Source organism: Bradyrhizobium sp. USDA 4451, from assembly GCF_054822585.1.
In genome coordinates this window covers 1,033,315-1,047,320 of the sequence record NZ_JBTRCH010000001.1, presented here as the reverse complement: position 1 = coordinate 1,047,320, position 14,006 = coordinate 1,033,315, and the positions used below count along the sequence as shown (strand labels likewise).

General features: G+C 65.8%; 12 protein-coding genes. 6 read left to right on the top strand and 6 right to left on the bottom strand.

Annotated elements, in window-relative coordinates; genetic code table 11:
• The first annotated feature begins 311 nt into the window (after positions 1-311).
• The 5 genes from ACVMB0_RS04805 (at position 312) to ACVMB0_RS04785 (ending at position 5,478) form a co-directional block, all read left to right on the top strand.
• Positions 312-1,106: a crotonase/enoyl-CoA hydratase family protein gene (locus tag ACVMB0_RS04805; protein ID WP_461345474.1), complete on the top strand. Its 795-nt coding sequence runs from the start codon at positions 312-314 to the stop codon at positions 1,104-1,106.
• Positions 1,103-2,974: a feruloyl-CoA synthase gene (locus ACVMB0_RS04800; RefSeq protein WP_461345473.1), complete on the top strand. Its 1,872-nt coding sequence runs from the start codon at positions 1,103-1,105 to the stop codon at positions 2,972-2,974. The genes ACVMB0_RS04805 and ACVMB0_RS04800 overlap by 4 nt, the downstream gene beginning before the upstream one ends.
• Before the next feature lie 20 nt (positions 2,975-2,994).
• The gene (locus tag ACVMB0_RS04795) at positions 2,995-3,756 is read left to right on the top strand and encodes an SDR family NAD(P)-dependent oxidoreductase (RefSeq protein ID WP_461345472.1); all 762 of its coding nucleotides are present in this window, start codon (positions 2,995-2,997) and stop codon (positions 3,754-3,756) included.
• 62 nt (positions 3,757-3,818) lie between these two features.
• The gene (locus ACVMB0_RS04790; RefSeq protein WP_461345471.1) at positions 3,819-4,238 is read left to right on the top strand and encodes an acyl-CoA thioesterase; all 420 of its coding nucleotides are present in this window, start codon (positions 3,819-3,821) and stop codon (positions 4,236-4,238) included.
• A gap of 88 nt (positions 4,239-4,326) precedes the next feature.
• Complete coding sequence (locus tag ACVMB0_RS04785) at positions 4,327-5,478, top strand: ABC transporter substrate-binding protein (protein ID WP_461345470.1); 1,152 nt, start codon at positions 4,327-4,329, stop codon at positions 5,476-5,478.
• Positions 5,479-5,560: 82 nt separating this feature from the next.
• Here ACVMB0_RS04785 and ACVMB0_RS04780 read toward each other — a convergent pair whose 3' ends face one another.
• The 3 genes from ACVMB0_RS04780 to ACVMB0_RS04770 are packed head-to-tail and all read right to left on the bottom strand — an operon-like array spanning position 5,561 to position 9,104.
• Positions 5,561-6,292 carry an ABC transporter ATP-binding protein gene (locus tag ACVMB0_RS04780; protein WP_461345469.1) on the bottom strand — a complete coding sequence of 244 codons (732 nt, stop codon included), beginning with the start codon at positions 6,290-6,292 and terminating at the stop codon, positions 5,561-5,563.
• A complete protein-coding gene (locus ACVMB0_RS04775; RefSeq protein ID WP_461345468.1) occupies positions 6,289-8,058 on the bottom strand; it encodes a branched-chain amino acid ABC transporter ATP-binding protein/permease in 1,770 nt (589 codons plus the stop codon). Before ACVMB0_RS04775 ends, ACVMB0_RS04780 begins: the two co-directional genes overlap by 4 nt.
• 5 nt (positions 8,059-8,063) lie before the next feature.
• Positions 8,064-9,104 (bottom strand): branched-chain amino acid ABC transporter permease, encoded by a 1,041-nt coding sequence (locus ACVMB0_RS04770; protein ID WP_461345467.1) that lies wholly within the window; start codon positions 9,102-9,104, stop codon positions 8,064-8,066.
• A gap of 179 nt (positions 9,105-9,283) precedes the next feature.
• Between ACVMB0_RS04770 and ACVMB0_RS04765 the strand changes: the two genes are divergently transcribed.
• Complete coding sequence (locus tag ACVMB0_RS04765; RefSeq protein ID WP_456751929.1) at positions 9,284-9,802, top strand: MarR family winged helix-turn-helix transcriptional regulator; 519 nt, start codon at positions 9,284-9,286, stop codon at positions 9,800-9,802.
• A 201-nt stretch (positions 9,803-10,003) separates the two neighbouring features.
• Here the strand turns inward: ACVMB0_RS04765 and ACVMB0_RS04760 are convergent, their stop codons facing one another.
• The 3 genes from ACVMB0_RS04760 to ACVMB0_RS04750 all read right to left on the bottom strand — a co-directional run bounded on the left by ACVMB0_RS04760 (position 10,004) and on the right by ACVMB0_RS04750 (position 13,960).
• Entirely contained in the window at positions 10,004-11,287 is a 1,284-nt protein-coding gene (locus ACVMB0_RS04760) for a glycerate kinase type-2 family protein (protein ID WP_461345466.1), read from the bottom strand.
• Between the two features lie 21 nt (positions 11,288-11,308).
• Entirely contained in the window at positions 11,309-12,541 is a 1,233-nt protein-coding gene (locus ACVMB0_RS04755; RefSeq protein WP_461345465.1) for an ABC transporter substrate-binding protein, read from the bottom strand.
• A 192-nt stretch (positions 12,542-12,733) separates the two neighbouring features.
• A complete protein-coding gene (locus ACVMB0_RS04750) occupies positions 12,734-13,960 on the bottom strand; it encodes an ABC transporter substrate-binding protein (protein WP_461345464.1) in 1,227 nt (408 codons plus the stop codon).
• Positions 13,961-14,006 lie beyond the last annotated feature (46 nt).

Genomic DNA, 14,006 nt, shown 5'->3' with positions numbered 1-14,006 from the left:
TCAGTGTCGTCCCTGCGAAAGCAGGGACCCATAACCACCAATGTTCATTGATGAACGATGGTGGAACGACGAGTCCCATTCACAACATCCGCCGCGGCGTATGGGTGCCGGCCTTCGCCGGCACGACCTGTGGAGGGAGTCGTGCGTATCCACTCTGTCACCGTCACCCTGAGGAGCCGCGAAGCGGCGTCTCGAAGGGTCGACGGCCACCAGCCGGGCCGTGCATCCTTCGAGGCCCGCTTCGTGCCCGTATTGACTCTCCCGCCAATCGTTATAAAACATAACTATTCTAACCAGGAAACAATAACGCCATGGGAAACGCTGCCGACGCGGGGGACGCCTCGCTGCTCAGGATCGAGACGCGAGGGGCGGTGCTCACGGTCGGGCTCAACCGGCCCGCCAAGCGCAATGCGCTGAACGACGGCATCATCCTGGCGCTGCGGGACTGCTTTTCCGCGATATCGGACGACATCGGCGCCGTCGTCATCCATGGCATCGGCGATCATTTCTCGTCCGGCCTCGATCTCTCCGAATTGACCGAGCGTGACGCCACCGAGGGGCTGGTGCACTCCCAGATGTGGCACCGCGTGTTCGACCGCATCCAGTATTGCCGCGTGCCTGTCATCGCGGCGCTGAAGGGCGCGGTGATCGGCGGCGGGCTGGAGCTGGCCTGCGCCGCGCATATCCGGGTCGCCGAGCCGTCGGCCTATTTCGCGCTGCCCGAGGGCCAGCGCGGCATCTTCGTCGGCGGCGGCGGATCGGTGCGGCTGCCGCGCCTGATCGGCGTGCCCCGGATGGCGGACATGATGCTGACCGGCCGGGTCTATTCGGCGACCGAGGGCGCCGCCTACGGCTTCTCGCAATATCTCACCGAGGCGGGCGGCGCGCTGCCGAAGGCGCTGGAGCTTGCCGAGCGCGTCGCCGCCAACGCGCCGCTGACCAATTTCGCCGTGTTGCAGGCGCTGCCGATGATCGCCGAGGCCAATCCGCAGACCGGCCTCCTGATGGAATCGCTGATGGCGACGGTGGCGCAGAGCGACAAGGAAGCCAAGCAGCGGATCCGCGCGTTTCTGGATCGCAAGACCGCCAAGGTGAAGCCGACATGAATGCCACGTCGCCTGCGTCCACTGCGAGCGCGCATCCACTGCGCCCGATCTCGTTCGGCAATCCCGACGTCGCCGTCGAGCGCCGCGACGACGGCACGATCTATCTTCGCCCAAAACTCAAGCTCGCCGATTTTCCCGTTCGCCTGACCGATCGCCTGCACCACTGGGCGAAGGCTGAGCCGAACCGCGTGTTCATGGCCGAGCGTGCTGCCGGCGGCGGCTGGCGACAGATCACCTACGCGCAATTGCTTGAGGCCGCCAGGAGCATCGCCTCCGCGCTGATCGCGCGCGGATTGTCGGCCGAGCGACCGATCGTGATCCTGTCGGGCAATTCGATCGATCACGCGCTGGTCGCGCTCGGTGCGCTCTATGCCGGCGTTCCGTTCTGCCCGGTGTCGCCGGCCTATTCGCTGGTGTCGCGCGACTACGGCAAGCTCGGCTTTGTCATCAAGCTTTTGACGCCCGGCCTCGTCTTCGTCGACGATGCCGACAAGTTTTCCGACGCCTTGCTCGCCAATGTCGGACCCGACGTCGAGATTGCGGCAAGCCGCGGCGCTGTCGCCGGCCGCGACGTCACGCGGCTGGCCGGCCTGATGGCAACGCCGGAAGATTCGCGCCTCGATGCGATCAACGCGGCGATCGGCCCGGACACAATTGCGAAGTTCCTGCTGACCTCGGGGTCGACCGGCAATCCCAAGGCCGTGATCAATACCCAGCGCATGATCTGCGCCAACCAGGTGATGCTGCGCGAGACGCTGGCGTTCCTGAAGGACGAGCCGCCTGTGATCGTCGACTGGCTGCCGTGGAATCACACCTTCGGCGGCAACCACAATGTCGGGCTGACGCTCTATAACGGCGGCTCGATGTATCTCGACGAGGGCAAGCCGATGCCCGGCGGCATCGAGGAGACCGTGCGAAACCTGCGCGAGATCTCGCCGACGGTCTATTTCAACGTCCCCAAGGGCTATGAATCCCTGCTGCCCTATCTGCGCGACGACGCGGCCCTGCGGGGAAGGTTTTTCCACCGGCTGCATGCGATGTTCTTCTCCGGCGCCGCGCTGTCGCCGTTCGTCTGGAACAGCCTCGATGCGCTCGCCGTGCAGGAGAAGGGCTATCGCGTACCGATGCTGACCGGGCTCGGCGCCACCGAGACCTCGCCGTTCTTCATGTCGGTGCGGCCCGACACCAGCCGGTCCGGCCATGTCGGGCTGCCGGTGTCGGGCAACGAGGCGAAGCTCGTGCCGAACAACGGCAAGCTCGAGGTACGCGCCAAAGGTCCGAACGTGACGCCGGGTTATTGGCGGCAGCCCGAGCTGACTGCCAAGGCGTTCGACGAGGAGGGCTTCTACAAGTTCGGCGACGCGCTGAAGCCGGCCAATCCCGGCGACCTCGATGCCGGCTTCGATTTCGACGGCCGCATCGCCGAGGACTTCAAGCTGGCGAGCGGCACCTGGGTCAGCGTCGGGCCGTTGCGGGCCCGCTTCGTCGGGACCTGCGCGCCGCTGGTGCGCGACGTCGTGATCGCAGGCCTCAACCGCGACGAGCTGGCTGCGATCGTGATCCTCGATCTCGATGGCTGCCGCCTGATCAATCCGGGGCTTGCTTCGGGAGACATCGCGGCCGCGGCCAATGATCCGCTGGTGCGTGCCGCCTTCCGCGAACGTTTCGCGCGGGTCCTTGCCGGCGCCACCGGCTCGTCGACCCGGATCGCGCGGGCGATCCTGCTCGACACGCCGCTGTCGATCGATCGCGGCGAGGTCACCGACAAGGGCTCGATCAACCAGCGCGCCGTGCTGGAGCATCGCACCGACATCATCGAAGCGCTCTACGCGCCGGTGCCGCCGGCATCGGTGATCACGCTCATCTGACTCTCGAAGAGGAGAAAGCCATGCAGTTGAATGATCAAGCCGCCATCGTCACCGGCGGCGCATCGGGATTGGGAGCTGCGACCGCGCGCCGGCTGGCGGCGCAGGGCGCCAAGGTCGCGGTCTGCGACCTCAACGCCAAGCTCGCCGAGAGCGTCGCGGCCGAGATCGGCGGCATTGCCGTGGTCTGCGACGTCGCGGATGCGGCGGCCGCCGAAGCCGCGGTCGCTGCCGCCGCCAAGGCGCATGGCCCGGCGCGGGTGCTGGTGAATTGTGCCGGCATCGGGGTGGCAAAACGCGTGATCGGCCGCGAGGGGCCGATGGCGCTCGCCGATTTCGACAAGGTGATCAAGGTCAATCTGCTCGGCTCCTTCAACATGCTGCGGCTTGCGACTGCCGAGATGGCGAAGCTCGAGCCGCTTGCGACCGGCGAGCGCGGCGTCGTGATCTCGACGGCCTCGGTCGCGGCCTATGACGGCCAGATCGGGCAGGCGGCCTATTCGGCCTCCAAGGGCGGCATCGTTGCGATGACCTTGCCGATCGCGCGTGAGCTCGCGCAGTTCGGCATCCGCGTGCTGACCATCGCGCCCGGCCTGTTCATGACACCGCTGCTGGCCGGCCTGCCGCAGGAAGCGCAGGATTCGCTCGCCGCCGCGATCCCGTTCCCGCGCCGGCTCGGCCAGGCCGACGAGTTTGCCTCGCTGGCGCTGCACATGATCGACAATCCCTATCTGAACGGCGAAGTGGTGCGGCTCGATGCCGCGCTCCGGATGGCGCCGCGCTGACGCATGATCCGGAAGAGCACCAACGCTCTTCCGGATCGCCCATGCTCAATCGAGGACAAACCATGTTCGTCAATCGGCGCGACGTGCAGATCCAGTGGGGCGATTGCGACCCCGCCAACATCGTGTATTACCCGCGCTACTTCGCGATGTTCGACGACTCGACCTCGATCATGTTCGAAGCCGCCGGTTGCTCGAAGCAGGACCTCGTTCACAAACACGGCCTGGTCGGCATTCCCATGGTCGACACGCGGGCGAAATTCCACATCCCATCGACTCATGGCGACTGGATCACCATCGAGAGCCGGATCGAGAGCATCAAGCGCTCGAGCTTCGAGGTGGTGCACCGCGTGTTCAAGGGCGAGGCATTGGCGATCGAGGCCTTTGAGACCAGGGTGCTGGTCGGCCGTCACCCGGACGATCCCACCAAGCTGAAATCGGCGCCGTTTCCGCAGGAGGTCATCGACCGCTTCATGAAGGGCTGACTTGCCGTCCTCCATGACCTAAAGAAGGGGCTGAATTGGCCCGCAAAACCGGTTTAAACCCAAAAAACATATCCGCAGGGAGGAATGAATGAGGAAGGCCACTCTCGCCGCAGCAGTGCTCGCGGCTGTCATCGCGCTGCCGGGCGCACCCGCGCTGGCGCAGACCAATGAGATCACCATCGGCATCTCGCTCTCGACCACGGGCCCCGCCGCGGCGCTCGGCATCCCCGAGCGCAACGCGCTTGATTTCGTGCCGAAGGAGATCGCCGGCGTGCCGCTGAAGCTGATCGTGCTCGACGACGCCGGCGATCCGACCGCTGCGACCACCAATGCGCGGCGCTTCGTCACCGAGTCCAAGGCCGACATCATCATGGGCTCCTGCATCACGCCGACGACGATCGCGGTGTCGACGGTTGCCAACGAGGCCGGCATCCCGCATCTCGGCCTTGCGCCGTTCCCGATCAACGACGCCCGCGCGAAATGGTCGGTCGACCTGCCGCAGTCGATTCCGATCATGGGCAAGGTGCTCTACGAGCACATGAAGGCGCACAATATCAAGACCGTCGGCTATATCGGCTATTCGGATTCCTACGGCGATCTCTGGGTCAACGACTTCAAGGCGCAGGCCGTGCCGATGGGCCTGACCATGACCGATGAGGAGCGCTTCGCGCGTCCGGATACGTCGGTCGCCGGCCAGGTGCTGAAGCTCGTTGCCGCCAATCCCGACGCCATCCTGGTCGGCGCCTCCGGCACCGCCGCGGCGCTGCCGCAGACCGCGCTGCGCGAGCGTGGCTACAAGGGCCTGATCTACCAGACCCACGGTGCCGCCACCATGGACTTCATCCGCATCGCCGGCGCCTCGGCGGAAGGCGTCATCATGTCGGCCGGCCCGATCATGTCGCCGGAAACCCAGGCCGACAGCGCGCTGACCAAGAAACCGGGCCTCGCGCTGAATGCGGCCTACGAAGCCAAATACGGCGCCAACAGCCGCAGCCAGTTCGCCGGCCACTCCTACGACGCGTTCCAGGTGCTGAACCGCATCATCCCGGTGGCGCTGAAGACCGCCAAGCCCGGCACGGTGGAATTCCGCGAGGCGATCCGCCAGGCGCTGATCTCCGAAAAGGAGATCGTCGCGTCTCAGGGCGTCTACAACTGGACCGAAAAGGACCGCTACGGCCTCGACGACCGCTCGCGCATCCTGCTGACGGTCAAGGACGGCAAATACGTCCCGGCGATGTGAGCTGGGCGCGATCTGCGAAACGAAAAGCCGGTCTACGGACCGGCTCTTTTGTTGTCTCTGGGATGGGGCATTTCCCAGCGCCTCAAATCGCGCTCTCGCCTTCGTGCTGGAAGCCGAGATAGCTGGCGGCGACGCCCTTGTTGGCGGCGATCTCGTTCGCGGGGCCCGACAGCACGAATTCGCCGAGCTCCATGACATAGGCGCGGTCGGCGATCTGCAGCGCGGCTTGCGCGTTCTGTTCGACCAGCAGCACCGAGACGCCGGCGGCGCGGAGCTCGCCGACGATGCGGAAGATGTCGGCGACGATGATCGGGGCGAGGCCGAGGCTCGGCTCGTCGAGCATCAGCAGCTTCGGCGCGCCCATCAGCGCGCGGCCCATCGCCAGCATCTGCTGCTCGCCGCCGGACAGCGTGCCGGCGAGCTGCTTGCGCCGCTCCTTGAGCCGCGGAAACAGCGTGTAGACTCGCTCCAGCGAGGTTGCCGCGACCGCCTTGGCGATCCGGAACGCACCGAGCTCGAGATTGTCCTCGACATTCATGGTGCCGAACAATTCGCGATGCTCGGGCACCAGGCTGAGACCCGTTGCGACGCGGTCCTCGATATCGAGCGGCGCCAAGTCGATCCCGGCGAAGCTGGTGCGGCCCTTCAGCGGCAGCACGCCCATGATGGCGTTCAGAAGCGTGGTCTTGCCGGCGCCGTTGGCGCCGATGATGGTGACGATCTCGTTCTCGCCGACGTCGAGCGAGACGCCGCGCACGGCCTCGACCTTGCCGTAGGAGATGTGGACGTCGGTGACCGTCAATAGCGCGCTCATGCGGCGGCTCCGAGATAGGCCTTGATGACGTCGGGGTTGCGCTTGATCGCGGCCGGCGTGCCCTCCGCGATCTTGGTGCCGAAATCGAGCACCACGATGCGGTCGGCGAGATCCATCACGAATCCCATGTCGTGTTCGACCAACAGCACCGACATGCCGCCGTCGCGCAATTGCCGGAGCAGCGCGGCCAGCCGCTGCTTCTCCATGTGGCGCAGCCCGGCAGCCGGTTCGTCGAGCAGCAGCAGCATCGGGTCGACGCACAGCGCGCGCGCGATCTCGACGATGCGCTGCTGGCCGAGCGACAGGGAGCCCGCGAGCTGGTCGATCTGGTCGGACAGGCCGACGCGTTCGATCTGCCGTGCGGCTTCGGCCAGCAGCTTCGCCTCGTCAGCGCGGTCGAGCCGCAGCATGCTGGAGATCGCGCCGGAATTGCCGCGCAGATGCGCGCCGATCGCGACGTTCTCCAGCACGGTCATGTCGGGCACCAGCTTGACGTGCTGGAAGGTCCTGCTGACGCCGAGCTTGACCACGTCCTGCGGCGGCGCGTTCGCGACCTCGTTGCCGAGCACCGCGATCTTGCCGCTGGTTGCGGACAGCACGCCGGTGATCAGGTTGAAGGTCGTGCTCTTGCCGGCCCCGTTCGGGCCGATCAGCGCGACGATCTCGCGGGCGTTGACGTCGAACGAGACGTCGTTCACGGCGAGCACGCCGCCGAACTGTTTGCGCGCTTTCTCGATGTGCAGCAGCACCGGGGATGTTCCCGGCGCGCGCTCGCGGTGCTCGAGCTTCACCGAGGTGTCCGGGGTCTTGCGGGCAGGCTTGAACGGCAGCTTCGACATCAGCCAGGGCCAGACGCCCTGCGGCGCGAGCTGCAACAGCAGCACCAGCATGATGCCGAACACGATGGTCTCGAGCTGGCTCTGCCCGCCGAAGATGTAGGGCAAATAGCTCTGCAACACTTCCTTCAGGATCACGACGATCCCGGCGCCCAGCACGCCGCCCCAGACGTAACCGGCGCCACCGACGACGGCGATGAACAGATATTCGATGCCGGCCTGCGCGCCGAACGGGGTCGGGTTGGCGGCGCGCTGGAAATGCGCGTAGAGCCAGCCGGACAGGCCGGCCAGCACCGCGGCATAGATGAACACCAGGAGCTTGGCGCGCGGCGTCTGCACGCCGAATGCTTCGGCCGCGATATGGCCACGCCGCAGCGCGCGGATCGCGCGTCCGGTGCGGGAATCCAGCAGGTTCATGGTCAAGAGCGCCGCGAGCAGCACCGCGACCCAGATCGCGTAATAGATCGCATCCGGGTTCAGCATCTTGAACGAGCCGATCGAGAGCGGCGGAATTCCCGAGATGCCGTCGTTGCGGCCGAGGAATTCGAGCTTGCTGAACAGATAGAACAGGCCGATGCCCCAGGCGATGGTGCCGAGCGGCAGATAGTGGCCCGACAGCCGCACCGTGACGAGGCCGAGCAGCACGGCGGCAATGCCGCTGACCAGGAGTGACGCCGGCAGCGTCAGCCACGGCGAGACGCCGTAGGCGGTGGTCAGCACCGCGGTGGTGTAGGCGCCGAAGCCGCAGAACGCGGCCTGTCCGAACGAGGTGAGGCCGCCGACGCCGGTGAGCAACACCAGCCCCATCGCGACCAGCGCGGCGAGGCCGATATTGTCGAGCAGCACGATCCAGAACGGCGGGATGCCCGGGATGAGCGGGGTCACCGCCATCACGAGCGCGAAAATGATGAGAGGGAGCCGCTGCGTCATCGCGCTCAATCCTTCTCTTCTTCGACCTGGGGCGCTGCGAGCGAGCGCAGCACCAGGACGGGAAGGATCAGCGTGAACACGATGACTTCCTTGAAATTGCTGGCGTAGAACGACGAGAAGGCCTCGACGATGCCGACCAGGATGGCGGCGACCGCCGTCAGGGGATAGCTGACCAGGCCGCCGATGATGGCGGCGATGAAGCCCTTCAGGCCGATCAGGAAGCCGGTGTCGTAATAGAGCGTGGTGATCGGCACGATCAGGATGCCGGAGATCGCGCCGATCACGGAGGCGAGCAGGAAGGCGATCTGGCCCGACAGCGTGGTGCGGATGCCGACCAGGCGGGCGCCGAGCCGATTGACCGCGGTGGCGCGCAGCGCCTTGCCGGTCCGGGTGTAGCCGAAGAACAGCCACAGCGCGACGATGAAGCCGACCGTCAGGCCGTAGACCGCAAGGCTCTGGCCGGTGAAGCGCAGCGGACCGGCGGTCACCGCGGCACTCGACAGCGCCGGGCCGCGCAGACCTTCGGCGCCGAAGAACACCAGGCCGAGGCCCTGCAGCGCCAGATGGCAGCCGACCGAGGCGATCAACAGCACCAGCACCGAGGTGTGCGCGATCGGCTGGAAGGCGATGCGGTACAGGAACAGCCCGATCGCCGCCACGATCAGGAGCGCCAGCGCGATGTTGACGGCGATCGGCGTATGGGGGCCGATCAGCGCATAGACCAGGCCGAGCAGCGCGAAGGGGAAGGCGATGTTGAGCGCGACCGAGCGCATGATCAGCCGGGCATGCAGCGCCTTGCGCGCGAAGAACAGGTCGAGCGCGAAAGCGACAAGGCCCATCGCGACCGCAAGCCGCACGGTGCCGGGCACCTGCCCGGTCGCCAGCATGGCGTAGCTCAGCGCGCCATAGGTGACGAATTCGCCCTGCGGGATCAGGATCACCCGCGTCACCGCGAACACCAGCACCAGGGCCAGCCCCAGCAGTGCGTAGATTGCCCCGTTGGTGATGCCGTCCTGCAGCAGGAACAGCATGATCGTTGTGTTCAAGGCCGAGCGCTCCCCCTCAAGCGTCGGGCCGCCGCAGCCGGCTGTGCCGGTGGGGTCGGCCGATATCGGCTGTTGATAGAAGCCGATATTAGATATAGCGAATAACAATTATTAGATATAATCTCAAGGTCCCCGAGCGTCCCGCGGGGTTTTTGTACCGGGATTGCGAGCCTGGCGCGATGACTGTTTCCAAGACCGCCTCCGATGCCGTCCGTTCGTCGCGCGACCAGCGCAGGGAACCGGTCGATCCTGCCGGGGACGACAGCATGCTGCAACTGGGCGAACTGTCCGGATTGCTCGGCTATTCGCTGAAGCGTGCGCAGCTCAGGGTCTTCGAGGACTTCCTGCGCTGCGTCGCGCCGTTGCAGCTGACGCCGGCGCAGTTCTCGGTGCTGCTGCTGCTCGACAAGAATCCCGGCCGCAACCAGACCGAGATCGCCAACACGCTCGGCATCCTCAGGCCGAATTTCGTCGCGATGCTCGATGCGCTGGAGAGCCGCGACCTTTGCGCGCGGATGCGCTCGACCAACGACCGCCGCTCGCACATCCTGGTGCTGACCGACCGGGGCCGCGCCGTGCTGGCGCGCGCCAAGAAGCTCGTCGCCAACAAGCACGAGGCGCGGCTGATCGAGGTGCTCGGCCCGGCCAATCACGCCGCGCTGCTGGAGATGCTGGCAAAGCTCGCGCAGGAGTTTTGAGGCTCCGTCATTCCGGGGCAGCCCGAAGGGCTGAGCCCGGAATCCATTGCGCCGCGAGCTTGGTGGCTGAATGGATTCCGGGCTCACCCCCTCTGCGTCATCGCGAGGAGCGATAGCGACGAAGCAATCCATCTTTCCGCACGTGCCGCACGATGGATTGCTTCGCTGCGCTCGCAATGACGGGGAGAGAGCGGCGCGCGGCTAATCCACCAAAATCACCCTGACATCGTTGACGTTGGTCAGCGTCGGCCCGGTCAGCAGCAAATCCCCGGTCTGCGCGAAGAAGCCGGTGCCATCATTGTTCTCCAGATACGCCCTGGGATCGAGGCCGAGCGATTTCATCTTCGCGAACGTCGTCTGGTCGATCATGGCGCCGGCAGGGTCGGTCGCGCTGCCGGCGCCGCCATCGGCGCCGTCGGTGTCGGCGGCGAGCGCGGCGATATCTGGCGTGTCGTTGAGCAGGTCGGCCAGCGCCAGCGCGTATTCCTGGTTGGGGCCGCCGCGGCCGTTGCCGCGCACGGTCACCGTCAACTCGCCGCCGGAGATGATCGCAACTCGCTTGCCTTCGCTGCGCGCCTTCAGCGCCAGCCGCGCGTGCGCGGCCGCGACCTCGCGCGCCTCGCCTTCGAGATCGGCGCCGAGCGCGATGGTCTCATAGCCGGCGTCCTGCGCGACCTTCACCGCGGCGTCGATCGAGGCCTTCGGCTTCGCCAGCAGCTCGAACGTCGCCCGCGCAAAGGCGGGATCGCCGGGCTTGCAGCTTTCGTTGCCGGGATCGTCGAGTGCGCGGCGGACCGCGTCGTCGACCGAGAGGTTGTATTTGGCGACCAGCGCGCGGGCATCCGCGAGCGTGGTCGGATCCGGCACCGTCGGCCCCGAGGCGATCGCCGAGGGATCGTCATGCGGCACGTCCGAGATCGCCAACGTCACGATCTCGGCGGCGTGCTGGCCGGCGCGCGCCAGCCGTCCGCCCTTGATCCGCGACAGATGCTTGCGGACGGTGTTCATTTCGCCGATCGGCGCGCCGGAGCGCAGCAGCGCGCGGTTGACCTGCTGCTTCTGGGTAAAGCTGACGCCCTCGACGGGGGCGATCCAGTTCGCCGAGCCGCCGCCGGTCAACAGCACCAGCAGCAGATCGTCCGGCGTGGCCTCTGCGGCCAGCCGCAGCGTATCGTCCGCCGCGCGCAGGCCGGCTTCATCGGGCACGGGGTGGCCAGCCTCGACCACCTTGATGCGGCGGGTCGGCACGCCATGGCCGTGCCGGGTGGTCGCGATGCCGACCAGCCGCGACGGTGCGAGGCCGAGCGTGTCGAGATAGTGCCGCTCGGCCGCAGCCGCCATGGCGCCAGCGCCCTTGCCGGCAGCGAGGCAGATCACGCGGCCCTTCGGCACCGGCCGCAGCCGCGATGCCAGCACGACATCGGGATGCGCAGCCGCCACCGCAGCATCGAAGATCGAACGCAGGAAAGGACGTCGGTCGGTCATGGCTGTGCTTTCGTTACGCGGTCAATTGCCGGCGATTTCGCCGCTGATGACGTCGCCGAACAATTGCCAGCGCTCGCCCTTGAACTGCATCAGCTGCAATTGCTCGATCGGTTGGAAGTCGGCAGGTCCGGTCGACAGCGTCACGCCGGGCAGCAGGCCGCCCTGCGCAAACTGCTTCAGGTTCGCCGCCTGCTTCATCACATTGGCGCGGGTGAGGTCGTCGCCGCAGCGGCGCAGCACCTCGACCATGGTGGTCGCCATGTTGTAGCCGGTCATCGCCGAGGCATCGACGCGGTTGGTGTCGGGCATGTATTTGGCGAGCAGCTCGTCGAACGCCTTCATGCCGGCATCGTCCTTCCACTGCGGATCGCTGGCGTCCTTGGCATAGGCCGCCGAGATCACGCCCTGCGCATTGTCGAGGCCCGCAGGGCGCATCACGGTCGCGGTGGAGGCGGAGACGTTGGAGACGATCGTCACCGGCTTCCAGTTCATCTCGCCGAGCTTCTTGATCGCCTGGGCGCCGAATTTCGGCGTGGTGAAGAAGATGATGACGTCGGGGTTGGAGGATTTCAGCCGCACCACATGGGAATCGATGGTCGGCTCGGCGACCTCGTAGCTTTCCTTGGCGGCGATCCGCGCCGGATCGCTGGCGAAGCCGTCTTCGAGGCCCTTCAGATAGTCCTTGCCCATGTCGTCGTTCTGATAGAGCACCGCGACCTTGGCGGCCGGCTTCTCCTTGAGCAGATATTTCGCGTAGATCCGCGACTCGCTCTGGTAGCTCGGCAGCCAGCCCATGGTCCACGGGAAGGTCTTGGGGTCGTTCCACTTGGTCGCGCCGGTGGCGACGAACAGCTGCGGCACCTTCTTGGCGTTGAGATATTTCTGGATCGCGGTGTTGGAGGCGGTGCCGAGCGTGCCGAACAGGAACAGCACCTCGTCGCTCTCGACCAGCTTGCGCGCCTGCTCCACGGCCTTCGGCGGCGAATAGGCATCGTCATAGGAGATGAAGTTGATCTTGCGGCCGTTGATGCCGCCCTCGTCGTTGACCTTCTTGAACACCGCGGCCATCGCCTTGCCGACCACGCCATAAGCTGAGGCCGGGCCGCTATAGGGCACGATATTGCCGATCTTGATCTCGGTGTCGCTCGCGCCGGTGTCGTATTTCTTCTGCGCCCATGCGGCATGGCCCGTCGCCGCGGCGACGGCGAAGCCGAGCAGGGCGGTTGCGACACGGTGACGGATCGGCTTCGGCATGTCCCGAAATCTCCTTGTTGTTGTCGGCGCACGAGGGCGCCGGGTTCTTTGTCGGGGTCTTGCCGGTTTACCTAGCGCATTGCCGGACAAAGTGTAAGCGGGCTTCGCCCGGGCGGGCCGGCCCGTGGTGAATCAAAAGCCCCCTGCGATGGTATCGCAGGGGGCCGTTTTCGGTCGGCAATTCGCGAAAAGTCAACCGCCGACGTCGGCGCTGATGACGTCGCCGAACAGTTCCCATTTTTCGCCCTTGAACTTCATCAGCTGCAGCTGGCTGATCGGGGCGAAATCATTCGGAGCGGTGTTGATCTTGATGCCGGGCAGCAGCACCTCGGTGCGGAAGTCCTTGAGGTTCGCGGCCTGCTTCATGATGTTCTCGCGAGTGAGGTTGTCGCCGCACTGCTTCAGCACCTGGACCAGCGTCTGCGCCACGCCGAAGCCGACCACGGTGCCGCCGTCGAGCTTGTCGCCCTCAGGGAAGTCCTTGGCCATGAAAGCGTAGAATTCCTTCATGCCGGGATCATTGTCCCACTGCTTGTCGGACGCATCCTTCAGATAAGCGGCGGAGATGATGTCCTGCGCGTTCTCGAAGCCGGCCGGCTTGATCACGCTGCCGACCGAGGCCGATACGTTGTTGAGGAAGTGGGTCGGCTTCCAGCCGACCTCGGCGACCTTCTTGATCGCCTGGGCCGCAAATTTCGGCGTCGCGATGTCGATGAAGACGTCGGCGTTGCTGGCCTTCAACTTGACGATGTGGCTGTCGATGGTCGGCTCGGAGGTCTCGAAGCTTTCTTCCGCGACGATCATGCTGGCGGCCTTCTGGCCGAGGCCGTCCTTCAGGCCCTTCAGATAGTCCTTGCCGTAATCGTCGTTCTGGTAGAGCACGGCGATCTTGGCGTTCGGCATGTTCTTCAGGATGTACTTGGCGTAGATTTGGGTCTCGCTCTGGTAGTTGGGCTGCCAGCCCATGGTCCAGGGAAAGTCCTTCGGGTCGTTCCACTTGGTGGCGCCGGTGGCGACGAATAGCTGCGGCACCTTCTTGGAGTTCATGTATTTCTGGATCGCCGAGTTCGATGGCGTGCCGAGCGAGTTGAAGACCAGCAGCACTTCATCGCTTTCCACGAGCTTGCGGGCCTGCTCCACCGCCTTCGGCGGCGAATAGGCGTCATCGTAGGAGATGAAGTTGATCTTGCGGCCGTTGATGCCGCCGGCGTCGTTGATCTTCTTGAAATAGGCGGCCTCGGTGCGGCCGATGATGCCATAGGCGGAGGCGGGGCCGCTGTAGGGCATGATGTTGCCGATCTTGATCTCGGTGTCGGTGGCGCCGGTGTCGTATTTCTTCTGGGCAAACGCGGCGCTGCCGGATGTCGCGACGAGCGCGAGCGCGGCCCCGAGGACCGCAAGTCTGGTGGTAACGGACATTGATGTCTCTCTCCCTGTTGTCAGACGAATGTGTCGCGGCCGCCTG